We start from the raw sequence: 22,882 nt of genomic DNA on the forward strand, positions 1-22,882 counted from the left end.
GTCTTGCTGTGGTTCTGTTGTGGCAGTTAGAGCGCCGAGTCGCCCCGCTCGCCCGTCCGGACGCGCAGCGTCTCCTCCACGTTGGTCACCCAGACCTTGCCGTCACCGGCGCGGCCGGTGTTGGCAGTGGAGACCAGCACATCAACGATGTCGCTGACCCACTCGTTGGCAGCCAGGACCTCCACCCGCAGCTTCGGCAGCAGGTCCACGGTGTACTCAGCACCGCGGTAGACCTCCGTGTGGCCGCGCTGGCGGCCGTAGCCGCTGGCCTGGCTGACCGTGAGTCCCTGGACTCCGTAGCTTTCCAGGGCGCCGCGGATGGCGTCGAACTTTTCCGGCCGGACAATTGCGGTTACGAGTTTCATGAGTTGACGCTCTCCTTGACGGGGGTGGTGTGCTCGGCTGCCGGGCGGAAGGAACCGCCGACGCCGATGCCGCCCAGTTCGTAAGCGGTCTCAGCGTGCTCGCTGAGGTCCACGCCGTTGATTTCCTGTTCCTCAGTAACCCGGAAGCCCATGGTCTTGTGGATGGCCAGGCCGATGATGAGGGTCATGACTGCGGAGAAGACAATCGCTACGACAGTTGCCACGATCTGCGCGCCAAGCTGGGCGAAACCGCCGCCGTAGAAGAGGCCGCCGCCTTCGCCGTCGACCGGCAGTGCGATGAAACCGATTGCCACGGTGCCGACCAGGCCGGCCACCAGGTGGACACCAACGACGTCGAGCGAATCGTCATAGCCGAGCTTGTACTTCAGGCCCACGGCCAGGGCGGCCAGGATGCCGGAAACCAGCCCGAGGCCGAGTGCGCCGACCGGGGAGATGCTGGCGCAGGCCGGGGTGATGGCCACAAGGCCGGCGACGATGCCCGAGGCTGCGCCGAGGGACGTGGGACGGCCGTCGCGGATACGTTCGGTGATCAGCCAGCCCACCATGGCGGCGGCGGGAGCGGCGAGCGTGTTGACCCAGATCAGGCCTGCTTCTTCGGCAGTACCGGCGGCGCCGCCGTTGAAGCCGAACCAGCCGAACCAGAGCAGTGCGGCGCCGAGCATCACGAACGGGATGTTGTGCGGGCGGTGGCTCGGGTCTGAGCCGAAGCCGCGGCGCTTGCCGATGATCAGGGCCAGCACCAGGGCTGCCACGCCGGCGTTGATGTGAACCACGGTGCCGCCGGCGAAGTCGATGGCTTCGCCCACGACGGAGCCGATTGCGCCTTCTTCACCCAGCAGGCCGCCGCCCCAGACCATAAAAGCCAGCGGGCAGTAGACCAGGGTGACCCACACTGGAACGAAGACGGCCCAGGCGCCGAACTTGGCGCGGTCAGCGATGGCGCCGCTGATCAGCGCTACCGTAATGATCGCGAAGGTGGCTCCGAAGCCGGCGCTGATCATGTCTTCGGTGCCGATCAGGCCGTCGAGGCCGAAGTAGGCGAAGGGGCTGGCGAAGAGTCCGGCAATACCGTCACCGCCCGTCATGGAGTAGCCCCACAGGACCCAGACCACGCCCACGAGCCCGATTGACACGAAGCTCATCATCATCATGTTCAGGGCTGCCTTTGCCCTGGTCATCCCGCCGTAAAAGAATGCCAGGCCGGGGGTCATAAGCAGCACCAGTGCCGCCGATACCATCACCCAGACGTGACCTGCTGACAGATCCATCTTTATGTCCTTCCACGTTCAGCGGGCATCTCCCGCGCTACGAAGAACATTGCCGGGGGGAAGTTTCGGTATTCAGCCGGGGGTATTGCCGGCAGATTACAAACTTCGAGGCTGGGTAAAAGTGCGGTGTCCGCAGCGTTTCGGGCAGGTTACCGGCGGCCGGGAACCCGCCGTGAGTGTTGCCAGGGGGCTTGCCCCGGCGCGGCTAGGATGTTCGGGAGTCTCGTATACCTGAAGGAACACTCCCTTATGCCTGAGCAATCTCCCCCGTCCGACCGGGCTTCACAGTCCGACCCAGAGGTCCGGCCGCGGTCCCGCCGCAAGGGGCCGCGAAACGCGAAGCTGCTGGCGGCCGCTGCCGGCATTGCCCTGGTAGCCGGCGGCGCAGCCTTCGTGCCGCGGTTGCTTTCCGACGACGCGTCCAACGCCGGGCCTTCGAGTCCCAGCCCTGGTGTGGAGACGGTGGTCCAGCCCGACTCCGAAAAGCTCAGCCGACCCGAGTACATCCAGTCTGCCCCGCCCGCCGATGCTGGACTCGCGGCACCCGAACCGCTTGCCCTGGAAATCACGGACACGCGTATCGGTACGTCTTTGGGGTCCGTAGGGCTGTCTCTGGAGGCCACCGACCTGGCTGATCCCCGATTCAGTGCGGACAATCCGACCCTGGTGGGGCTTCTCCAGGGGCTTGGCAGCCCCACGCTGCGCTTCGGCGGAAACGCCGTCGACCGCCGCTTCTTCTGGACCTCCACCGGCGAGCAGGTGCCGGCGGGATGGAATGCAGCTTCCGGAGGACCGTTCACCACTGTCACCCCCGCGGACCTGGAACGGATTAACGGGCTTGCGGAAGCCGTTGACGCCTCGATCATCATGAACGTGACCCTGGGACAGTTCGATCCCGAACGTGCCGCCGACCAGGCAAAGCACGCCCGCAGCATCTTCGGCGACCGCCTGGTAGGGGTGATCGTCGGGAACGAGCCCAACGGCCTCAGCGAGGCCGCCGGCGCCTACAACGACCTGCGGCCTTCGTCATGGGGCGTGGAGGATTACCTCGGCGAGCTCGAGGCTTACAGCGAGGCCATCGAAGCAGCGGCGCCGGGTACACCGATCGCCGGGCCGGGCACCTTCACCCAGGACTGGTGGAAGGAGTTTTCAGCATCGGGAATACCCAACAAGGTAGCGCTTGCCTACCACAACTACCCGCTCTCCAGCTGCTCCGGATCCAATCCGGAGCAAACCCCGACCATGGCCAACCTGGTCAGCCCGCAGACCGCGGAGCGCAGCGTCAAGTACAGCGAAGCTGCCGTCAAGATTGGTTCCGGTGCACAGCTTGAGACCTGGCTGGCAGAGACCAGCGCATCCGCCTGCACCGGCAGCAACGAATACACCAAAACCCATGCCTCGGCGCTGTGGTCGGCAAACTTCGCCCTTACCTCCGCACGTTCCGGGGTGAGCCGGCTTGCGTTCCACAGTTCACTGATGGCGTGCGGCGGCGGACCTCCCATGTCAGTGCTGTGCGCCACCGGCGAGTGGGGCTCCACCGGACCCGATTTTGAACCCCGGGCGAACTACCACGGGGTGTCCCTCGTCGGGCTCCTTGGCGAAGGCGACTTCCTTGAGGGCACAGCTGAGGGCGGGTCCAATGTGTACTGGTATGCAGTGAAGCAAGGGGACGAATCGATCAGTGTGGTCCTGGTGAATCTCAACGACCCTGAGTCTGTTGCACCGACCCCCGTCACACTGAAGATCCCTGCCGGAAGCCGGTACGGGAGCATGTCCCAGCTCACCGGAGCCAGCTACGCGTCAGAGGATTCGACGAAGATCGACGGCGGCACGCAGGTGCCGGTGGCGGACCGGGACCGCATCCCCGGCTTCACGGCAGAAACCGGGCGCACCGGGGAAATCTCCCTTCCGGTCACCGCCGGCACCGTGACCGTCCTGAACTTCGAATACCGCTAGCGCTTCCGTCAGATAAACAAGAAGGAAGCTCCCCGCACCTAATGGGCGGGGAGCTTCCTTTTGTATTGAACCGGACTGTTGCTTCCTAGGACAGCAGCGCGTCCACGAAGCCTTCGGCGTCGAACGGCGCCAGGTCATCCGGGCCCTCGCCCAGTCCCACCAGCTTGACCGGCACACCGAGGGTGCGCTGGATCGCGACGACGATTCCGCCCTTGGCGGTTCCGTCCAGCTTGGTGAGCACAATGCCGGTGATGTTCACGACCTCGGCGAAGACCTTCGCCTGGGTGAGGCCGTTCTGGCCGGTGGTGGCGTCCAGGACCAGCAGCACCTCGTCAACCTCGGCCTGCTTTTCGATGACGCGCTTGACCTTGCCCAGCTCGTCCATGAGGCCGACCTTATTCTGCAGGCGGCCGGCGGTGTCGATGAGCACGGTGTCCACTTCGCCGTCGATGCCTGCCTTCACAGCTTCGAAGGCGACCGACGCCGGGTCCGCGCCGTCGACCTCGGAGCGCACGGTGGGCACACCCACACGCTGGCCCCAGGTGGCGAGCTGTTCCGCAGCAGCGGCACGGAACGTATCGGCTGCTCCGAGGAGAACATCTTTGTCCTCGGCCACCAGCACGCGGGCCAGTTTGCCTACGGTAGTGGTCTTGCCCACCCCGTTCACGCCCACAACCATAACGACGGCGGGCTTGTCCGCGTGGCGGTCAACGGCCAGGGAACGGTCCATGGTGGGATCCACCAGCTTGATCAGTTCCTCGCGCAGCATGGCGTGGACTTCCTGGGGGTCGCGGCTGCCGGAAATGCGCACCCGCTCACGCAGCGCGTCGACCAGCTCGGTGGTCGGTTCGGTACCGAGGTCTGCCAGCAGCAGCGTTTCCTCGATCTCGTCCCAGACATCCTCGTCGATCTTGTCGCTGGAGAGCAGCGCCAGCAGGGCCTTGCCCAGTGCGTTGTTGGACTTGGCCAGCCGGGCCCGCAGCCGGGCCAGGCGGCCCTGGACCGGTTCCGGTTTCTCCAGCGCGGGAGCTTCGGGTTCGGCGGGGGCTTCTTCCAGGTCCCGAAGGTCGTCCGGAACGGTGAGCGTGGAATCGGATTCCGGCTCAGCAGTTCCGGGACGGTCCAGGACAGAAGTCGCTCCGCTGCCGCCCGGCAGGTCATCTGCATCGCGCTTCGTGGGGTACATCCCCTTGGGCGTGCGGCGGGTGCGGACCAGCAGGGCTGCCAGCGAACCGACAACAGCCAGCCCAATGACCACATAGATCACAATCGAAAGAGTCTCATTCACGCTTTCCAGCATGTCATACGGCACCGCCGGCGGGCACCCGTCCGCGGCGGTCCACGGTCCCGGCGGCACCCGGAGGCAAACCTCCCGGGATCTGCAAGAATCAAAGCATCATGGCGAGTTCACCCCGGATACCTATCCCCCGCGAAATCAAAGTCCTCATTGCCGCTGCTTTCCTCATCGCCCTTGGCTTTGGCCTGGTGGCGCCGGTCCTGCCGCAGTTCGCCCAGAGTTTCAACGTCGGCGTGGCGGCCTCCTCCGTGGTGGTCAGTGCGTTCGCCTTCACCCGGCTGATCTTCGCCCCCGCCGGCGGAGCCCTGCTGGAGAAACTCGGCGAGCGCCCGGTCTACGTGATGGGCCTGCTCATCGTGGCGCTCTCCACCGCCGCGTGTGCCTTCGCCGGCAGCTACTGGCAGCTGCTGGTGTTCCGGGGGCTCGGCGGCATCGGTTCGACCATGTTCACCATCTCCGCGATGGCGCTGATCATCCGGCTTGCCCCGCCGGCCATCCGCGGCCGCATCTCCGGCGCCTATGCCTCGTCCTTCCTGCTGGGCAACATCGGCGGCCCCCTGCTCGGCGGCCTGCTGGCCGGGTTTGGCCTGCGGGTTCCCTTCCTGGTCTATGCCGCAGCCCTGCTGGTGGCCGCCGTCGTCGTCGCCTACCTGCTGCGCGAGGCCCGCGGCAACGCAGCCGCGAAGGAAAAGCCCGCAGAGCGGGTGCATCTCAGTGTCCGTGAGGCACTCTCCGACTCTGCCTACCGAGCGGCGATGGTCTCCTCCTTCGCCAACGGCTGGTCCTCCTTCGGGGTGCGTAACTCCCTGCTTCCGCTCTTCGCTGCGGCGGTCCTCTCCGCGGGACCCGAAATCGCCGGCATCTCCCTGACCGCGTTCGCTGCGGGAACGGCACTGGCGCTGACCTTCTCCGGCAAACTGGCGGACTCATGGGGCCGCAAACCCCTGGTCATCACCGGTCTGGCCATAAACGGGGCCGCCACTGCGGCAATCGGCTTCTCCGGGTCGGTCGCCATGTTCCTGGTGGTCTCCGCCATAGCCGGCATGGGTACGGGCTTGCTGAATCCTGCGCAGCAGGCAGCAGTGGCCGACGTCGTTGGTTCAGAGCGCAGCGGCGGCAAGGTGCTGGCGGCATTCCAGATGTCCGCGGATACCGGCGCGATCATCGGCCCCATCCTGGCCGGTGTACTGGCCGACACGCTGGGGTATACCTGGGCCTTCGCCGTCACCGGGGCAACCGCGCTGCTGGCCCTGCTGATTTGGCTCACCGCCCGGGAAACGCTGGCACCTGAGCAGCGGGTGGCGAGGATGCGCTCCCGCCGCACTACCATCGAGGAATGAAGCCCTTCCTGCTCCTGGCCACCCGCGCCGAAGACGGCGCTGCCGAGGAGGAATACGAGTCCTACCTGCACTTCGGAGGCCTGGAACCTGAACAGCTGCACCGTGTACGCATGGAAGCCGCTCCCCTGCCTCCCATAGATCTTGCGAACTACAGCGGGATCATTGTGGGCGGCAGCCCGTTCAACTCCTCAGACCCGGAAGAGAGCAAGTCCGCGCTGCAGCTGCGGGTAGAAAAGGAACTCAGCTCCCTGCTGGACACCGTGGTGGCGGAAGACTTTCCGTTCCTTGGTGCGTGCTACGGGGTGGGCACCCTGGGGCGGCACCAGGGGGCCGTCGTGGACCGCACCTACGGCGAGGCGATCGGTGCTGTGCCGGTAACCCTCACGGCCGAGGGCAGGCGGGATCCCCTGCTGGACGGTCTGCCGGATACCTTCGATGCTTTCGTGGGCCACAAGGAGGCGGTTTTCGCGCTGCCCCCGCAGGCCGTGAACCTGGCCGGCTCCCCCACCTGCCCGGTACAGATGTTCCGTGTGCGGCAGAATCTGTACGCCACCCAGTTCCACCCGGAGCTCGATGTCGCCGGGCTGCTGACCCGGATCTCGGTCTACCGCAATGCCGGGTACTTCCCGCCGGAAGAGGCCGAGACCGTGATGGATTCGGTCCGGCCCGCGCAGGTCACTGCCCCGCCGCTGATCCTTCGCAACTTCACTGCGCGCTACGCCCGCTAGCGGCCTCGGCCAGCCGGGGCCGCGCGGTGTTCTGCGTAGCCCCGCATCGCATACGGTTGGTCCCGAACCGGAGGGAAAAGCGGCGTCGTCGGCATCCCGAACCATACGGATTGTCCCCAACCGGAGGGAACAGGCGGGATAGTTCCACCAGAAGCAGTCGCCGAGGGAGGAAGTGATCCAGGGCCCCTCTCCGAGCTTGCGAGGAGAAGGGAGGGATCTGCAACGCTAAGGGGCGGCAGAATGCCGCGCCACACCGGCCAGCCGCTGGCTGATCACTGCGGAGACACCGTCGCCGCGCATTGACACTCCGTACAGGGCATCGGCAACTTCCATGGTCCGCTTCTGGTGCGTGATGACAATGAGCTGGCTGGATTCGCGCAGCTCCTCGAAGATGGTGATGAGCCGGCCCAGGTTCGTGTCATCCAGGGCCGCTTCGACTTCGTCCATCACGTAGAAGGGCGAGGGGCGGGCCTTGAAGATGGCCACCAGCAGTGCGACGGCGGTCAGTGAGCGTTCCCCTCCGGAGAGCAGGGAGAGCCGCTTGATCTTTTTGCCGGCCGGCCGGGCTTCCACTTCGATGCCCGTGGTGAGCATGTCCTGCGGGTTGGTGAGGACCAGCCGTCCCTCCCCGCCGGGAAAGAGCCGTCCAAAGACCCGTTCGAACTGGGCTGCGGTGTCGTGGAAGGCTGCGGTGAAGACTTCCTCCACACGCTGGTCCACTTCCCGGATGATATCCAGCAGGTCCTTGCGGGTGGCCTTGAGGTCCTCCAGCTGGGTGCTGAGGAAGGAGTGCCGTTCCTCCAGGGCAGCGAACTCCTCCAGTGCCAGCGGGTTGACCTTGCCCAGGGCGGAGAGATCCCGCTGCGCCCGCTTGAGCCGTTTCTCCTGCTCGGCGCGGTTGTAGGGAACGCCCTCGGTGACCGGGTTGCCGTCCTCGTCCACCGGAACGTGCAGGGCTGCCCACTTCCCGGCACCCTCTGCCGCCTCGGCCGGGACCGGCACCAGCTGGTCCGGACCGTACTCGGCCACCAGATTGTCTGCCGTGATCCCGAGTTCCTCCACGGCACGTGTTTCAAGCGCTTCGATCCGCAGCCGTTTCTCCGCGCGCAGCAGCTCGTCCCGGTGCACCGAGTCGGTCAGTTTAGCCAGCTCGGCCACAGCTTCAGCGTTCGCTGCCCGGACGGCGGTGAGTTCGGCGTCGAACTCGGCCCGAACGGCTTCGGCCTGATCCCGCTCGGCAGCCGCAGCCTCCAGCGAAACCTCCGCCCAGCGTCCGGCCTGCAGGGCGGCCTTCGCTACTGCTTCCGCGCGGGCGGCCTGCGCGGCGCGCACCCGGGCCCGTTCGGCAGCTGCCGCCCGTGCCCGCCGCTCGGCTGCCGCAGCCCGCTCCAGGGATTCGACCCTGCCGGACACAGCGGCCAGCTGCTCCTGGGCAGAACGCAGGGACAGCCGTGCATCCATCTCCGCCTGCCGGGCCTGCGCCGCCGCCAGCGCCAATGCGTCGCGCCGGTCTGTGGCAGGTTCAGCTGCGTCCGCGGGGCTCTGCTGTGCGGCAGCCAGCCGCTGCGCGGCGTCGGCCAGCTTCTCCTGTTCCCCGGCGAGGTTGGCTTCCGCCGCTTCAGCAAGCCGTGTCAGCCGCTCCGCTTCTCCTGCCGCGGAACGCAGCGCGGAGTTCAGCGCACCCAGCCGCTCCCCGACCGCTGCCAGCCGGGCATCGGATTCATGCAGGACGGCGAGCGCAGCATCAGCCCGCTGCCGGGCGGCGTCCCTTTCCGTCCGCGCTGAGGCAATCGCAAAGCGGGCCTTTTCGGCACGTGCAGCTGCCTGATCCAGCCGGTTCTGGGTTTCCTCGACGGCGGCCTGGACTTCGATCAGTCCGGGAGCCGAACCGGATCCGCCGGCTGCCGTGTAGGCAGTAAGCACGTCGCCGTCGGCGGTGACCGCCGTCAGCCCGGGATTCTCCGCCAGCAGGGCTGCGGCCTGTTCCAGGGACTCGACGACGACGGCGGCACGCAGGAGCGAGCGCACAGCTGGCGCGGCGTCCGGGGCTGCCTCCACCAGGTCCGCGGCGTACACACAGCCGGCGGGAAGCACCGGGCCGTCAGTGCGCGGTTCTGCGGTGCCGGACTCCCCTGCCAGGACCAGGCTCACCTGGCCCGAGCCGGAGTCCTTGAGGGCTTTGAGTGCCTGCACGGCGCTGAGAGCATCCCGGACAGCCAGAGCCTCGGCCGCGGGACCCAGGGCTGCGCTGACCGCACGTTCATAGCCCGGGGCTACGGTGAGCAGGTCGGCCAGGGGCGAGAGCACGCCGTCGAGCCCTGCCTCCAGCAGCGCCCCGGACCCGTCGCGCCGGTCCAGGCCCACCGCGAGCGCATCGCGCCGTGCCGTCAGCGTCTCGCGGTCCCGAACCGCCTGGCGTTCCTCTTCCACGAGGTCCGCCAGCCGGGCCTCGGCGGCATCCAGTGCCTGGGTGGCTTCCTCGTATTCGGCGTCCAGGCCTTCTTCACCGGATTCGACGCCGGCGGCTTCCTGTTCCAGTGCAGCAAAATCCGCTTCCGCGGTTCGGCGGCGTTCCTCCGCCTGGGCGATGGAGGCGCGTAGCCGGCCCAGTTCAGCCTCAGCGGCTTCCACCCGGGAGCGTGCAGCGGAGACCGCACCGGAGAGCCGGGCCAGGCCTTCCCGGCGGTCCGCTGCCGCGCGCAGCAGGGCTGCCAGACGGCGCTCTTCGGCTGCCGCTTCCTCTTCCGCGGCGGCCCGGATCTCCACGGCGTCTTCGAGCATGCCCTCACGTTCTTCCGCCTCCGCGGCCAGCTGTTCCGCTTCGGCGCGCACCCGCCGGGCCTGCGCCTGGAGTTTTTCCGGATCACGCCCGGGATCGGCTGCGGGTTCCGCGGACCCGAGCAGGCGCTGCCGTTCCTCGGCGAGGGCAGCCAGGGAACGCAGCCGCTCCCGGGTCGAGGAGAGCGCGTACCAGGCTTCGCGTGCCGCATTCACCCGGGGGGTTGCTTCGGCGGCCAGCCGTTCAAGTTCGGCCAGGCGCGCTCCCTGGGCGGCGGCTTCCTGCTCCACCTGGGCCCGGCGCGTGCGCAGGGCGGCCTCGGCGGCGGTGTCCTGTTCGACGGCGGCAGCGAGGGTCACAATGTCGTCGGCCAGCAGCCGGGCCCGGGCGTCCCGCACGTCCAGCTGGACCTGCTTGGCCCGGCGCGCCACGGCTGCCTGTTTGCCCAGCGGACCGAGCTGGCGGCGCAGTTCCGCGGTGAGGTCTGTCAGCCGGGCCAGGTTCGCCTGCATCGCATCGAGTTTCCGCACGGTTTTCTCCCGGCGGCGGCGGTGTTTGAGGATTCCGGCGGCTTCCTCGATGAAACCGCGGCGGTCTTCCGGGGAGGCGTGCAGGACCTTGTCCAGCTGCCCCTGGCCAACAATCACGTGCATTTCCCGGCCCAGGCCGGAGTCGGAGAGCAGCTCCTGGATGTCCAGCAGCCGGCAGGGCGCGCCGTTGATGGCGTATTCGGAGCCGCCGGCCCGGAACAGGGTCCGCGAAATGGTGACTTCCGAGTAGCCGATCGGCAGGGCGCCGTCGGAATTGTCGATGGTGAGGGAGACCTGTGCCCGGCCCAGAGGTGCCCGCCCGGAGGTGCCGGCGAAGATCACATCTTCCATCTTGCCGCCGCGCAGGGTCTTCGCCCCCTGCTCCCCCATCACCCAGGCCAGGGCGTCCACCACATTGGACTTGCCTGAGCCGTTCGGACCGACAACGGCGGTCACTCCCGGCTCAAACTCGAAGGTGGTGGCCGACGCGAAGGACTTGAAGCCCCGCATCGTGAGGGTTTTTAAGTGCACTGGCCTCTGTCTCTCGTTTGTGGAAGATTCCTTAAAGCCGGGTGGTACTCCACACTTAAGCGCAGTACTCGCAGAGCGTAATCCGTGATTTCGCGCGTTCCAGGCCTGCCAGGAAAGTAGGCTTCTTAGAGAATCATATGGTTCGACGGCGCCGTTACGGGTTGACCGGGCCCGGACCGCGATCTTTTTTGGCAGCAGACAAGGCAGGCATTTTGAGCGGGAACTTCAACTTCCACCACACCAACACCGCACTCCTGAGCGTCAAGAGCGTAGAAGCGCCCGTTGTTGTCAGTTCTCAGGAGTTTGATGAACGGCTCTCGCCGTCGCTGAAACGGCTGCGGTTATCCAAGGGCCTGCTGAAACGGGTGGCCGGAGTCGAGGAACGCCGGTGGTGGGCTCCCGGCACCACCTTTGAGGACGGCGCGATCGAGGCAGGGGCCAAGGCAATGGCCGAGGCAGGGGTTGAGCCTTCCCAGATTGGGCTGCTGATCAACACCTCCGTGACCAGGAAGAATCTTGAGCCCTCCGTTGCCGTGAAGATCCACCACAGCCTGGGCCTTCCCTCCTCTGCCCTGAACTTCGACCTCGCCAACGCCTGCCTCGGGTTCGTCAACGGCATCACCATGGCCTCGAACATGATCGAATCGGGTCAGATCGACTATGCCCTGATCGTGGCGGGGGAAGACTCCCAGGGCGTCCAGGAGGCCACCTTCGGGCGCCTGAACCGTGAGGACTCCACACGCCAGGACTACCTGCGCGAATTCGCGACCCTGACGCTGGGCAGCGGCGCCGCTGCGGCTGTGATCGGCCGTGCCGGGGACCACCCCGGTTCGCACCGCATCCTCGGCGGAGTCTCCCGGGCCGGCACCGAACACCACGAACTCTGCGTTGGCGGCGAAGGCGGCATGTACACCGATACCAAGGGGCTGCTCGAGGGCGGCCTGGACCTGGTGGTGACCGCCTGGCATGAGGCACAGCAGAACGGCTGGGACTGGAAGGGTATGGATCGCTACGTCACCCACCAGGTCTCAAACTCCTACACCAACGCCATCATCAAAGCCGTGAACCTGGACAAGGAACGCGTTCCCATCACCTTCCCCCGGTGGGGCAACGTGGGGCCCGCGTCCCTGCCGATGACCCTGGCGCAGGAAGCCCGCACACTGCATCCCGGGGACCGGGTGCTGTGCATGGGGGTCGGCTCCGGCCTGAACACCACCATGATGGAAATCGCGTGGTAGCTGAATCCTGGCCCGGAGTTCCGGCCGCGTGGTCCCGCCATGTCCAGGTGCCCTCCACCGCCGCCGTCGACGTCCCCGGCACCACCCACACCTGGCACCTGCTGGATAATGCCCCGGACCTCGCAGCCCGCGGCGTCGAACCTGCCGGAACGCTGCTGTGCGTCCACGGCAACCCCACCTGGTCCTACCTCTGGCGCAGCCTGGCAGCTGCCGGCAGCACGGACGAACGTCCCTGGCGGGTGATCGCCGTGGACCAGCTGGACATGGGCTTCTCCGACCGCACCGGCACCTTCCGCCGGCTGGCTGACCGGATCACCGATCTTGGTGACCTGACCAGTGCACTCGGGCTCACCGGCCCGGTGGTCAGCGTGGGCCATGACTGGGGCGGTGTCATCTCCCTGGGCTGGGCCCTGGCCCACCGGAAACAGCTCGCCGGCGTGGTGCTGACCAACACCGCCGTCCACCCTGCCGGGTTCTCGCTGCCCCCGGCACTGAAACTTGCACTGCACCCCGCTGTCCACGGCTGGGGCACCAAGCGTACCGACGCGTTCATCCGCGTCACGCATTCCCTGGCCCAGCCGGCACTGCAACCGGAAATACGCGCCGCCTACGCCGAGCCGTACCGCACCGCTGCCCGGCGCACCGGCGTCGGCAATTTCGTTGCGGACATCCCGGCGGAGGAGACCCACCCGAGCTACCGCGCGCTCACCCGGGTGGCCGAAGGCATCCGGGACCTGGACGTTCCGGTGCTGGCGCTCTGGGGGCCCAAGGACCCGGTGTTCTCCGACCGGTATCTTCGGGACCTGATCGGCCGGCTTCCGCAGGCCGACGTACACCGCTTCGAAGGCGCCGGGCACCTGGTAGCCGAAGACCGGGACATCGCGTCGCCGGTCTTCTCCTGGCTGGAGGGCGTGGCTGCCCCCGCCGCCGGAAAGCCTGCTGCAAAGGCGCAGCCGTCCGGCTTCCGGCCCATGTTGGCCGAACTGGATGAGCGCAGCGATGATCACTCTCCTGCCGTCGTGGACATGGCCCCGGCCGCGTCCGGCCAGGCTCCCGCCGTGCTGTCCTGGGCCGAGCTGCGCGGCCGCGTCAATGCACTGGCCGCGGGGCTGGCCGGGATCGGAGTGCGCCCGGGCCACCGGGTCAACCTGCTGGTGCCGCCGGGCAGCGAACTGACCACCCTGATCTACGCATGCCTGCGGCTGGGCGCCGTTGTGGTGGTTGCCGACGCCGGCCTCGGGTCCAAGGGCCTGAGCCGTGCCATCAAGGGCGCGGGACCGGATTTCATTGTCGGCATTGAGCGCGGCCTCACCGGCGCACGGCTCTTCGGCTGGCCCGGGACCCGGGTACTCGCCGGCGAAGCTTCCCCTGCCAGGCGCCGCCTGCTCGGGGCAGCGCATACCGTGGCGGAGCTGACCGCCGCGGGCGCCGGACAGCCCGTTCCCGACTGGCAGGTTGATCCCGACGCCGACGCTGCCGTGCTTTTCACCTCCGGTTCCACCGGCCCGGCCAAGGGAGCCGTCTACACCCACCGCGGCCTCACCGCCATGCGGGACACTCTCCGCGAGACATACAACCTGAAGGCCGGATCCTCGCTGGTGGCCGGTTTTGCACCGTTTGCGCTGCTTGGCCCGGCTCTGGGTGCCACCAGCGTCACTCCGGACATGGACGTCACCGCTCCGCGCACGCTGACCGCTGCAGCGCTTGCCGACGCCGCGGCCGCCGTCCAGGCCACCACGGTGTTTGCCTCCCCCGCTGCCCTGACCAACGTCCTGGCCACTGCAGGGGACCTCGACGAGGCCCAGCGGGCTGCCCTGGCACACGTGGAACTGCTGCTCTCCGCCGGCGCTCCCATCCCGGAAGCGCTGCTGACCCGGGTCCAGGACCTGGTTCCCGCCGCAGCCCTGCACACCCCGTACGGGATGACCGAGGCGCTGCCGGTCACGGACATTTCGCTGGAGCAGATCCGCAAGGCCGGCACCGGCAACGGGGTCTGTGTAGGCACGGCTGTGGCCGGCGCGCGCGTGGCACTGGCACCGCTGTCCGCCGACGGCACGGCCGGCGCCGAGGTTTCCGGCGCCGCCGGGATCACCGGTGAAATCCTCGTCAGCGCACCCCATGTGAAGGACCGGTATGACCGGCTCTGGATCACCGAGTCGCACAGCAGTTCGCTGCCGGGCTGGCACCGGACCGGGGATGTGGGCCATTTCGACGCCGACGGCAGGCTCTGGGTGGAGGGCAGGCTGGGGCATGTGCTCACCACTGCTTCCGGGCCGGTTACCCCGGTCGCGGCTGAGCAGGCCGCAGAGTCGGTTCCCGCAGTGCGGCTGGCTGCCCTGGTCGGCGTCGGCCCGGCCGGGACACAGGTGCCGGTGGCCGTGGTGGAGACCATCGACGGGGTCCGCCGCCCCGGGCCGGCCGAGGAATCCCTGGCTGCCGCCGTCCGCGACGCCGTCGCGGAACGCTGCGGCCTGGATGTGGCCGCTGTGCTGGTGCTGCCGCAGATGCCCACGGACATCCGCCACAACTCCAAGATCGACCGCTCCGCTCTGGGCGCCTGGGCCGGCCGGGTACTTGCGGGCGGCCGGATCTCCGCACCGGGGGCACGCCGATGAGCCGCCGGATACTTGTTACCGGAGCCAGCGGACTGCTGGGCGGTGCCGTTGCCGGCGTCCTCGCCGCGCAGGGCCACTCTGTGCGCACGCTGCAGCGGCGCCCTGCTGCGGTTCCCGGCCTGGAGTCCTTCTCGGGTTCCATCACGGACCGCGCGGCAGTCGACGCCGCCATGGCGGGAATGGACGCCGTTGTGCACCTCGCCGCCAAGGTGTCCTTCACCGGAGCGTGGTCCGAATTCCAGGCAACCAACATTGACGGCACCCGCAACGTCCTGGCTGCCGGGCGGGCGGCCGGCGTGCGCGACGTCGTTTTTGTCTCCTCGCCCTCGGTCGCCCATTTCGGTGAACCTATCGCCGGTGCCGGGGCCGGGACCGCGGACCCGGAGCGGGCACGCGGGCACTACGCCCGGTCCAAGGCAGCAGCGGAGCTCCTGGCGCTGGCGGAGGACTCCCCCGGCTTCCGGGTCGCGGCCATCCGCCCGCACATCGTCTGGGGTCCCGGGGACACCCAGCTGGTGGAACGGGTGATGGACCGCGCCCGGTCCGGCCGGCTGCCGCTGCTCGACGGCGGTGCCGCCCTGATCGACACCACGTATCTGGACAACGCAGCCGCGGCCATCGCCCGCGCGCTTGAACGGATGGAACATGCCCACGGACAGGCGCTGGTGGTCACCAACGGCCAGCCGCGCATGGTCCGGGAAATGATCAGCGGCATCTGCGCCGCCGCCGGCATCCCCTCCCCGTCCCTTAGCGTGCCCGGCTGGCTGGCGCGGGGCGCCGGCAGCGTCATTGAAAAAGCCTGGCTGGCCGCCGGGTCCCGCGGTCTGGTGGAGGACGAGCCCCCCATGACCCGGTTCCTCGCCGAGCAGCTGTCCACCTCGCACTGGTTCGACCAGCGGCACACCCGGCAGGTCCTGGACTGGACGCCGGAGGTCTCGGTCGAGGAGGGCATGGCCCGGCTGGCCAAGCACTATGCCGCATAGGATGGCAGGGATGAAGACTCTCGAACAGACCCAGTCCTGGCCCGCAGAGAACGTTTCCGCCGCCGTCGTCGCTGCCGACGGCACGGTGCTCGGTACCGCCGGGGACCAGCAGAAGCGTTATCCACTGGCGTCGGTGACCAAGCTGCTGACCGCCTACGCCTTCCAGGTGGCCCTCGAAGAGGAAGCCGTTGCACTGGATGACCCGGCAGGACCGGAGGGTTCGACCATCCGGCACCTGCTCGCCCACAGCGGCGGCTACGACTTCGGCGACCGCACGGTCCGCTACGAGCCCGGAAGCCGCCGGCTGTACTCCAACGCGGGCTTCGAGGTCCTGGGTGAACACCTGGAGCAGGCAACGGGCATCGCGTTCGCGAACTATCTTTCCGAGGCAGTCCTGGCACCGCTGGGCATGAAGGACACGTCCCTGGACGGTTCCCCGGCGGCCGGGGCAGTCTCCACTGCCGCTGACCTGTCCCGGTTCGCTGCCGAGCTGCAGGCGCCGCGGCTGATCTCGGCGGAGTCCCTCTCAGCTGCCACGTCTGTGGTCTTCCCAGGCCTGGCCGGAGTCCTCCCCGGTTTTGGCCGGCAGAAAGAGAATGACTGGGGGCTGGGGTTTGAGATCCGCAACGGGAAAACCCCGCACTGGACCGGTTCCTCCAACTCTCCGCGCACCTTTGGGCACTTCGGACAGTCAGGGACGTTCCTGTGGGTGGATCCGGAGCTGAAGACTGCAGCCATCGCCCTGACGGACCGCGACTTTGGCCCCTGGGCGGCCGAGACCTGGCCGGTTTACAACGACGCCCTGGCCGCCGAACTGCGGGAGCGCTGACTACCAGCGGCCGTTGCGCGGGCGCCGCTGGCAGACCGGGCAGGAGTAGGACGACCGGTTCATAAACGAATCGCGCCGGATCATGCTGGGAAGGCCCGCTGCCTCGCACCGCGGGCACGGCTGGCCTTCACGCCCGTACGCGTTCAGTGACCGGGCAAAGTAGCCGGAGGCTCCGTTGACGTTGACGTAGAGGGAGTCGAAGCTGGTTCCACCGGCTTCGAGCGCGCGGAGCATTACATCCCGGGCAGCCTCCACCAGCCGCAGCGCATCGGCACGACGCATGGTGTCGGTGGGCCGGGCAAAGTGCAGCTTCGCTGCCCACAGCGCTTCATCGGCGTAGATGTTACCGACGCCGGAGATCAGCCCCTGGTCCAGCAGCGCCCGCTTGATGCCGGTGCGGCGGGCCCGCAGCCGGCGGTAGAAATCGTCAAAGGAGAACGCCGGGTCCAGCGGATCGCGGGCAATGTGCGCTGCTTCTGCCGGTACCAGGGGCAGTCCGGTTTCGGACAGGCCTCCGGGCTCCCCGTCAGCGGTGGGCTGCAGGTCTGCCAGAAACACTCCGCCGAAGATCCGCTGGTCCACAAAACGCAGCTCCTCCGGCATGGGAGTGCCGTCGGGGTCAGTGGCCGGGCTGAGCGTGAACCTAACCTTCAGGTGCTTTTCATCCGGCAGGTCAGGCGTTTCCATCAGCAGCTGTCCGCTCATGCCCAGGTGGGCCATCAGAGCGAACGGGGGTGCGGCGTCGGGCGCTGAGGCTTCCACCAGCGGCATCCAGAGGAACTTGCCCCGCCGCGCCACGTCCAGGACGCGGGCACCCTCCAGATTGCCGCGCAGGTCCTCGGGACCAGGGGCGTGCCGGCGGATGGAGCGCACGTCGAGGATTTCGACGCCGGTGATGGTGCGGCCGCGCACCCAGCGGGCCAGACCGCGCCGTACTACCTCGACTTCGGGAAGCTCGGGCATGGCGCCGCCTACGCGCCGGCGGGGGCTGCCGGGCTTGGGAGCCCTTCCTGCTCACGGAGCAGGCGCCAGGTGTCTGCAGCGGCTTCCTGCTCGGCGTCCTTCTTGGACCGCCCGTTTCCCGTGCCGAAGGCACGTCCGCCGATGTGCAGCACGGCCACAAAACTGCGGGAGTGATCCGGGCCGGAGCCTGTCACCCGGTATTCGATGTCGCCCATTTTCCGTGCGGCAGCGATTTCCTGGATGCTGGTCTTCCAGTCGGTGCCGGCGCCCAGGGTGTCGGCATCGTGAAGCAGCGGTCCAATCAGGCGCATCACCATGGAGCGTGCGGTTTCAATGCCGTGGCACAGATACACCGCCCCAATGATCGCCTCGGTGGTATCCGCCAGGATAGAGGACTTGTCCTTGCCGTTGGTCAGCTTTTCGCCCTGGCCCAGCAGAATGAAGTCACCGAGCCGCAGCTGGCGGGCAACAGAGGCCAGTGCCTTGGTGCTGACGACGGCGGAACGCCGCTTGGCCAGTTCGCCCTCGGAAAGGTCGGGGTTGTCCCGGTAAAGCGCATCCGTGACAGAGAAGCCCAGAATTGAATCGCCGAGGAATTCAAGGCGTTCGTTGGTGGGAATGCCGCCGTGCTCGTATGCGTAAGAACGGTGGGTGAGCGCAAGACGAAGCGTCTCGGCATCGATGTCGACGCCGAGACGCTTCAGAAGCTCTTCAGTATTTTTCACTTGCTGATTGTGCCCCGAAAAGCAGTGAGCCCCCTCCAGCGGCTGCCCGTGGGGCAGACGGCAAAGGGGACGTTCACTGGTCTTAGACGTCCGCTACCTTGCGGCCCTTGTATTCAAGGAACAGCGCGGTACCTGCGGAGTCGGTTACGACCTTGGCCTGGTGGGGCAGGCTGTAGGTAACGCGGCCGTTCTCAACGGTCTTTACCAGGTTGGGCGCAGTTGCCTTCCACTGGGACCGGCGTGCACGCGTATTCGAGCGGGACATTTTCCGCTTGGGAACAGCCACGACTAACTCTCTTCTCTCTCGTCTGACTCTGTACTTGTTGCCGCATCTTCAGCGGCGGTGCCAGCCAACCCGGCAAGGGCTGCCCAGCGAGGATCCACGACTTCATGGTGGTGACCCGGATCCTCCTCAAGGCGCGCCCCGCATTCGGAGCAAAGGCCTTCGCAGTCCTCCCGGCACACCGGCTGGAACGGCAGGGAAGTTACCACTGCGTCCCGCAAAACCGGTTCAAGATCGATTACATCTCGCTCGATCCGGCGTTGCTCTTCTTCCTCTTCTTCTTCGAAGGACTCAGTGTCCTCGTAGTAGAAGAGTTCCTGCACATCGACGTCCTCGTTGTACTCGATGGGAACCAGGCACCGCCCGCACTCCCCCTTGACGGGGACAAGCGCGGAACCCGAGACCAGGATCCCCTCGTGTACAGCTTCGAACCTCAGATCGAGCTCAATGTCCGATCCGAACGGCACGCCAATAAGCGCAACACCGAAGTCTTTCGGTGCCGGCACATGCTCATGCATTGTCCGCATGGTTCCCGGGCTGCGCCCGAGATCCTTGACATTAATTGCCAAGGGGGAACTCGGTTGTGACCGCGATGAAACGCTAATGAGAACTCCTGTAGAACATAGACCGACATATCATCTTAGCCTGAGGAGCCGGAATCTCTCAAACCGGGGTTCGGGCAAGCCGGAAGCACTCCCGGTTTCCGTCTCCTGGTCAAGTCTACTGCCTGCGCACCGCTGCGTGAGCCGGTGCCGGCGCAGGCCCCTCAGTCGCCTAGGCTTACGGTGTGCTGCCCTCCCGTTCCCGTGCCAGGCTGCTTCGGATCCTTATGGTCACCGTGGCTGCCGCAGTTTCAATGCTGCTGGTCTGGCTTCTCGTGGCAGTAAACCTTTTCTACTACCCGCAGACAGCCCGGGAACCGGGCCGGGCCGACGCCGTCGTGGTCCTTGCCGGCGCAGCGTCAGAGCGGCTGCCGGTGGGCAGGGAGCTGATGCGCTCAGGCAGCGCCCCGGTGCTTGTCCTCTCCACAACGGACACCCCGGGGAACACCAGCATGGACATCGTCTGCAAGTACACCCAGGACCCGTCCATCCGGTGCTTCACCCCCTCGCCGCTGACCACCCGCGCCGAAGCCCGGTCCATCGCCCGGCTGGCGGCTGACAACGGCTGGGACAACATCATTGTTGTTACGTCCAGGTACCATCTGGTCCGGGCCGAAGCGAACATAGAGCAGTGCAGCAACGCGCACGTGCAGATGGTGGCCGCGGAGCCCGACCTCTCGCCGCGCCAGTGGCTGGGCCGGTTCGTGGAAGAGACCGGCGGGGTGCTCGCTGCCTTCCTCCGTCCGGCGTGCGCTTCCCGGGTGGGCTAGCCCAGCCGCTTCAGGACAGCGCGCGGCACGAAGTCAGTGATGTCCCCACCCAGGGACGCCACTTCCTTGATCAGGCTCGAGGACAGGTGCGTGTAGGAGTTCTCCGCCGCAAGAAAGACGGTTTCAACGCCGGCGAGCTGGCGGTTCATCACGGCCATGGGCAGTTCATACTGGTAGTCCTGCACGGAACGGAGTCCCTTAACAATGGTGCTGGCGCCATGGTCGCGGCAGAAATTGGCCAGCAGCCCGTGCCCCATGGGCACCACCGACACGCCGGCCAGGGAACCCAGGGTTTCCGAGGCGATTTCCAGCCGCTCCTCTTCGGAGAACCGGTACTTCTTGGCGTAGTTGGTGGAGACGGCCACGATCACCTCGTCAAAGAGTTTCGTGGCGCGGGCAATCACTTCGAGGTGGCCGTTGTGGATGGGGTCATATGATCCGGGGCATACAGCGCGTCGCATAGAACGAATCTACCGGTTGCCGGCCGCGGACAGGGTCAGGCACGGCGGCGCGGGAAACTCTCCAGCAGCGCAGCCAGGTCGATTCGCAGCTCCGGAAGAGCGGCCCGGGCCGCCAGGTCCCCGATCAGCGCCGGACCGAGCGCTGCCGCAGGTACGTCACAGGCGCTGACTGCACCGGCATCAAGCGTGGTGAAGAAGTCCTCGAACTTGTACCGGTCCCCGCTAATGATCCGGTCACTGACGCGCAGCCACACCCACGGCACGCCGTACGCCTGCGCCACGATGATGCCGTGCAGGGAACTGGAAACGCACACCTGTGCCGCGGCGATCTGCCGCACCACCGTCTCGACGCCTTCCCGGACATCCACGAGCGTGATTCCGGGAACCGCAGCGCTCTTCAGGCTTCCACGGTGGTCAAGGTGCGGGACGACGGCGATTCCCCCGCCGGGGGCGGCGCCGTCCGTCTCGAGGAACCGGGGCAGCAGCAGTGCTGGATCGCCATAGACTTCGGGAACGTGCCAGCCGGTCATGCGCTGCAGCTCAGTCCGGGTGTTGCGGCCGCGGACGGCGTGCACACGTACGTTCTTCAGGCACCGCATCCGTGCCAGGCTTTCCCCTTCCAAGGGACCCATCAGCCCGGATCCCCAGATTTGTGATCCGTCCTGCTCCAGCCAGCCGGCAATTGATCCGGCTGTTGCCAGTGCCGGAGTGCCCAGCCGCAGGCTCCTGCCGTTCACCGGCGTCAGTCCGCTGAGGCGCCCGGCGAGCCACGGCCCGACGGCGTCACCGAAGTTGGGGCGTTCATCCCACCAGAGCAGGTTGAGGAATCCGGGCGGGACTTCCCCGCCGGGCCGGGCTGCGTCCAGCACGGCGTCCGCTGTTTGGGTGATGTCGCGGATCCTGGCCCCCGCTTCGGCAAGCAGGTCCGCGGGATGCAGTGGGACAACGCCCAGCAGATGGCGCTCTCCGGAGTCCTGTAAAAGCGGAAACCTGCCTACCAGAGCGTTCCGGAGCACCCGGCGCGAGTCTTCCGTGTCCGCCGTAACGGAGAGCTCTGCGTTGGCTCCGGCTGGCCGGATCTCAAGGGTGAAGCTGTGTCCACCGCTTTGGAAGTGAAGTTCCAGCAGGTTGTTCGCACCGGCGCGGATCCTCTGCCAGGGCGCAGCGTTTTCCCCGGCGGCGCGGTCCGCCACCACTTCCAGCAGCCCGGAGAACTCCATCTATCCCTGCCTTTCACGCACCCGTTTCACTGTGTCCGGTCCGGGCTCAGAGCCGGCCGGAGCGTGCCGCCAAACGCCTGCAACTATACCGACGGGCAGTTTCCTGCCTCCGTCGGGTAATACTGGAAGGCATGACTTCAACACCGCGCACCCGCCCGCTACGGAACTCCCGGGACGGACGGCCCGCACCCTGGCAGCGGACGGCAGCGGGCGCGAACCTGCTTGGCGCCGACGGCAACCTGGGCATCACGATCTTCGAGGAAATCACCGCGCTGGCCGGCACCCACAACGCGATCAACCTGGGCCAGGGCTTCCCGGATGAGGACGGGCCGGCTGAGATCCGCAATGCCGCCCGGCGGGCGATCCTCGCCGGTGCCAACCAGTACGCCCCCGGGATGGGGCTGCCGGTGCTCCGCGAGGCCGTCGCTGAACACCAGGAACGCTTCTACGGGCTGAAGCTGGACCCGGGCACGGAAATCATGGTGACCACAGGTGCCACCGAAGGCATCGCAGCTGCCCTCCTGGCGCTGACCGGACCGGGTGACGAGGTGCTCACCTTCGAGCCGTTCTACGACTCCTACGGGGCCATGATCGGACTCAGCGGCGCCACCCACACCACCGCTCCCCTGCTGGCCCCGGACTTCCAGCCGGACCTGGACGCCCTGGAAGCAGCGTTCACCGACCGCACCCGGGTGGTGCTGGTCAACAATCCGCACAACCCCACCGGTGCAGTCTTCCCGGAAACGGTGCTGCAGCGCATCGTGGACCTCGCGGTGAAGCACGACGCCGTGATTGTCACCGACGAAGTCTACGAACACCTCACCTTCGGTCCCCGGCACATTCCCGTCGCCACGCTGCCCGGCGCCGGAGACCGCACCCTGACGATTTCCTCCGCGGGTAAAACGTTCTCCCTGACCGGCTGGAAGATCGGCTGGCTCAGCGGACCCGCGGACCTGGTTGCCGCAGTCCGGGCGGTCAAGAGCTTCCTGACCTACAGCTCAGGATCCCCGTTCCAGGCCGCCATCGCTGATGGACTGCGAATGGAGGATTCGTTCTTCACCGACATCGCCGGAACCCTCCGGGCCAAGCGGAATGTGCTCTCTGCCGGGCTCCAAAAGGCGGGGCTGGAGGTATACCAGCCGCAAGGAACCTACTTCGTCAATGCCGACGTCGCTCCCCTGGGCATCCACGACGCCACGGACCTGGCGCGGCGGCTGCCGGAACTGGTGGGCGTCGCAGCGATCCCGGTGGCCATGTTCTGCCACCCCGAGGGAGCCGAGCGCACGCGGACGCTGCTGCGTTTTGCCTTCTGCAAGCGCTTCGATGTGCTGCAGGAAGCAGCGGAGCGCGTCTCGCGGCTCCAAGAGGTGCTCTAAAC

At 67.3% G+C, this 22,882-nt stretch carries 19 protein-coding genes; 9 read left to right on the forward strand and 10 right to left on the reverse strand.

Features of this window, described 5'->3' with window-relative positions; translation table 11 throughout:
• Window positions 1-26 precede the first annotated feature (26 nt).
• On the reverse strand, window positions 27-365 hold the full coding sequence (locus tag TVC13_RS05220) for a P-II family nitrogen regulator (RefSeq protein WP_422400166.1): 339 nt from the start codon (window positions 363-365) through the stop codon (window positions 27-29).
• Window positions 362-1,654 carry an ammonium transporter gene (locus TVC13_RS05225; RefSeq protein WP_422400167.1) on the reverse strand — a complete coding sequence of 431 codons (1,293 nt, stop codon included), beginning with the start codon at window positions 1,652-1,654 and terminating at the stop codon, window positions 362-364. The genes TVC13_RS05220 and TVC13_RS05225 overlap by 4 nt, the downstream gene beginning before the upstream one ends.
• 249 nt (window positions 1,655-1,903) lie before the next feature.
• Between TVC13_RS05225 and TVC13_RS05230 the strand changes: the two genes are divergently transcribed.
• Window positions 1,904-3,610, forward strand: coding sequence for a hypothetical protein (locus TVC13_RS05230; RefSeq protein ID WP_422400168.1), 1,707 nt, complete (start codon window positions 1,904-1,906; stop codon window positions 3,608-3,610).
• An 85-nt stretch (window positions 3,611-3,695) separates the two neighbouring features.
• Here the strand turns inward: TVC13_RS05230 and ftsY are convergent, their stop codons facing one another.
• Window positions 3,696-4,898, reverse strand: coding sequence for a signal recognition particle-docking protein FtsY (gene ftsY / locus TVC13_RS05235; RefSeq protein ID WP_422400169.1), 1,203 nt, complete (start codon window positions 4,896-4,898; stop codon window positions 3,696-3,698).
• A gap of 110 nt (window positions 4,899-5,008) precedes the next feature.
• Here ftsY and TVC13_RS05240 point away from each other — a divergent pair, with 110 nt between their 5' ends.
• Both TVC13_RS05240 and TVC13_RS05245 read left to right on the forward strand, forming a co-directional pair.
• Window positions 5,009-6,247 carry an MFS transporter gene (locus tag TVC13_RS05240; protein WP_422400170.1) on the forward strand — a complete coding sequence of 413 codons (1,239 nt, stop codon included), beginning with the start codon at window positions 5,009-5,011 and terminating at the stop codon, window positions 6,245-6,247.
• Complete coding sequence (locus TVC13_RS05245) at window positions 6,244-6,975, forward strand: glutamine amidotransferase (RefSeq protein ID WP_422400171.1); 732 nt, start codon at window positions 6,244-6,246, stop codon at window positions 6,973-6,975. The genes TVC13_RS05240 and TVC13_RS05245 overlap by 4 nt, the downstream gene beginning before the upstream one ends.
• Before the next feature lie 225 nt (window positions 6,976-7,200).
• Here the strand turns inward: TVC13_RS05245 and smc are convergent, their stop codons facing one another.
• Window positions 7,201-10,815, reverse strand: a complete 3,615-nt coding sequence (gene smc, locus TVC13_RS05250; RefSeq protein ID WP_422400172.1) for a chromosome segregation protein SMC — start codon at window positions 10,813-10,815, stop codon at window positions 7,201-7,203.
• A gap of 212 nt (window positions 10,816-11,027) precedes the next feature.
• Here smc and TVC13_RS05255 point away from each other — a divergent pair, with 212 nt between their 5' ends.
• From TVC13_RS05255 to TVC13_RS05270, 4 genes are read left to right on the forward strand one after another with little or no spacing between them, the layout of a single operon-like run.
• Window positions 11,028-12,053 carry a 3-oxoacyl-ACP synthase III gene (locus tag TVC13_RS05255; RefSeq protein WP_422400173.1) on the forward strand — a complete coding sequence of 342 codons (1,026 nt, stop codon included), beginning with the start codon at window positions 11,028-11,030 and terminating at the stop codon, window positions 12,051-12,053.
• Complete coding sequence (locus tag TVC13_RS05260) at window positions 12,047-14,668, forward strand: alpha/beta fold hydrolase (protein ID WP_422400174.1); 2,622 nt, start codon at window positions 12,047-12,049, stop codon at window positions 14,666-14,668. Before TVC13_RS05255 ends, TVC13_RS05260 begins: the two co-directional genes overlap by 7 nt.
• Window positions 14,665-15,651, forward strand: a complete 987-nt coding sequence (locus TVC13_RS05265; RefSeq protein WP_422400175.1) for an NAD-dependent epimerase/dehydratase family protein — start codon at window positions 14,665-14,667, stop codon at window positions 15,649-15,651. Before TVC13_RS05260 ends, TVC13_RS05265 begins: the two co-directional genes overlap by 4 nt.
• A gap of 10 nt (window positions 15,652-15,661) precedes the next feature.
• Entirely contained in the window at window positions 15,662-16,480 is an 819-nt protein-coding gene (locus TVC13_RS05270; RefSeq protein ID WP_422400176.1) for a serine hydrolase domain-containing protein, read from the forward strand.
• Here the strand turns inward: TVC13_RS05270 and mutM are convergent, their stop codons facing one another.
• The 4 genes from mutM to TVC13_RS05290 form a co-directional block, all read right to left on the reverse strand.
• Window positions 16,481-17,443, reverse strand: coding sequence for a bifunctional DNA-formamidopyrimidine glycosylase/DNA-(apurinic or apyrimidinic site) lyase (mutM, locus tag TVC13_RS05275; protein ID WP_422400177.1), 963 nt, complete (start codon window positions 17,441-17,443; stop codon window positions 16,481-16,483).
• A gap of 8 nt (window positions 17,444-17,451) precedes the next feature.
• Complete coding sequence (gene rnc / locus TVC13_RS05280) at window positions 17,452-18,168, reverse strand: ribonuclease III (protein WP_422400178.1); 717 nt, start codon at window positions 18,166-18,168, stop codon at window positions 17,452-17,454.
• An 82-nt stretch (window positions 18,169-18,250) separates the two neighbouring features.
• Window positions 18,251-18,454, reverse strand: coding sequence for a 50S ribosomal protein L32 (gene rpmF, locus TVC13_RS05285; protein WP_055240805.1), 204 nt, complete (start codon window positions 18,452-18,454; stop codon window positions 18,251-18,253).
• Window positions 18,455-18,456: 2 nt separating this feature from the next.
• Window positions 18,457-19,020 (reverse strand): YceD family protein, encoded by a 564-nt coding sequence (locus TVC13_RS05290; protein ID WP_152227418.1) that lies wholly within the window; start codon window positions 19,018-19,020, stop codon window positions 18,457-18,459.
• Between the two features lie 218 nt (window positions 19,021-19,238).
• Here TVC13_RS05290 and TVC13_RS05295 point away from each other — a divergent pair, with 218 nt between their 5' ends.
• Window positions 19,239-19,823: a YdcF family protein gene (locus tag TVC13_RS05295; RefSeq protein ID WP_422400179.1), complete on the forward strand. Its 585-nt coding sequence runs from the start codon at window positions 19,239-19,241 to the stop codon at window positions 19,821-19,823.
• On the opposite strand, the gene coaD is transcribed toward TVC13_RS05295, so the two are convergent.
• Together coaD and TVC13_RS05305 are read right to left on the reverse strand one after the other, a co-directional pair.
• Complete coding sequence (gene coaD / locus TVC13_RS05300) at window positions 19,820-20,284, reverse strand: pantetheine-phosphate adenylyltransferase (protein ID WP_422400180.1); 465 nt, start codon at window positions 20,282-20,284, stop codon at window positions 19,820-19,822. The two genes, TVC13_RS05295 and coaD, sit on opposite strands and share 4 nt — an antisense overlap.
• A gap of 35 nt (window positions 20,285-20,319) precedes the next feature.
• On the reverse strand, window positions 20,320-21,504 hold the full coding sequence (locus TVC13_RS05305) for a polysaccharide pyruvyl transferase family protein (RefSeq protein WP_422400181.1): 1,185 nt from the start codon (window positions 21,502-21,504) through the stop codon (window positions 20,320-20,322).
• A gap of 131 nt (window positions 21,505-21,635) precedes the next feature.
• Here TVC13_RS05305 and TVC13_RS05310 point away from each other — a divergent pair, with 131 nt between their 5' ends.
• Window positions 21,636-22,880, forward strand: a complete 1,245-nt coding sequence (locus TVC13_RS05310; RefSeq protein WP_422400182.1) for an aminotransferase class I/II-fold pyridoxal phosphate-dependent enzyme — start codon at window positions 21,636-21,638, stop codon at window positions 22,878-22,880.
• The last annotated feature ends 2 nt before the right edge of the window (window positions 22,881-22,882 follow it).

Origin of the sequence: Arthrobacter sp. 3Tela_A (assembly GCF_049311025.1) — a bacterium.
Taxonomy (GTDB): domain Bacteria; phylum Actinomycetota; class Actinomycetes; order Actinomycetales; family Micrococcaceae; genus Arthrobacter_B.

Excerpts from the sequence above, each read along its gene's own strand:
- TVC13_RS05230 (WP_422400168.1), top strand. The coding sequence starts at position 1,904 with ATGCCTGAGCAATCTCCCCCGTCCGACCGGGCTTCACAGTCCGACCCA.
- mutM (WP_422400177.1), bottom strand. The coding sequence starts at position 17,443 with ATGCCCGAGCTTCCCGAAGTCGAGGTAGTACGGCGCGGTCTGGCCCGC.
- TVC13_RS05245 (WP_422400171.1), top strand. The coding sequence starts at position 6,244 with ATGAAGCCCTTCCTGCTCCTGGCCACCCGCGCCGAAGACGGCGCTGCC.
- TVC13_RS05305 (WP_422400181.1), bottom strand. The coding sequence starts at position 21,504 with ATGGAGTTCTCCGGGCTGCTGGAAGTGGTGGCGGACCGCGCCGCCGGG.
- coaD (WP_422400180.1), bottom strand. The coding sequence starts at position 20,284 with ATGCGACGCGCTGTATGCCCCGGATCATATGACCCCATCCACAACGGC.
- TVC13_RS05225 (WP_422400167.1), bottom strand. The coding sequence starts at position 1,654 with ATGGATCTGTCAGCAGGTCACGTCTGGGTGATGGTATCGGCGGCACTG.
- TVC13_RS05310 (WP_422400182.1), top strand. The coding sequence starts at position 21,636 with ATGACTTCAACACCGCGCACCCGCCCGCTACGGAACTCCCGGGACGGA.
- TVC13_RS05240 (WP_422400170.1), top strand. The coding sequence starts at position 5,009 with ATGGCGAGTTCACCCCGGATACCTATCCCCCGCGAAATCAAAGTCCTC.
- TVC13_RS05270 (WP_422400176.1), top strand. The coding sequence starts at position 15,662 with ATGAAGACTCTCGAACAGACCCAGTCCTGGCCCGCAGAGAACGTTTCC.
- TVC13_RS05220 (WP_422400166.1), bottom strand. The coding sequence starts at position 365 with ATGAAACTCGTAACCGCAATTGTCCGGCCGGAAAAGTTCGACGCCATC.
- TVC13_RS05265 (WP_422400175.1), top strand. The coding sequence starts at position 14,665 with ATGAGCCGCCGGATACTTGTTACCGGAGCCAGCGGACTGCTGGGCGGT.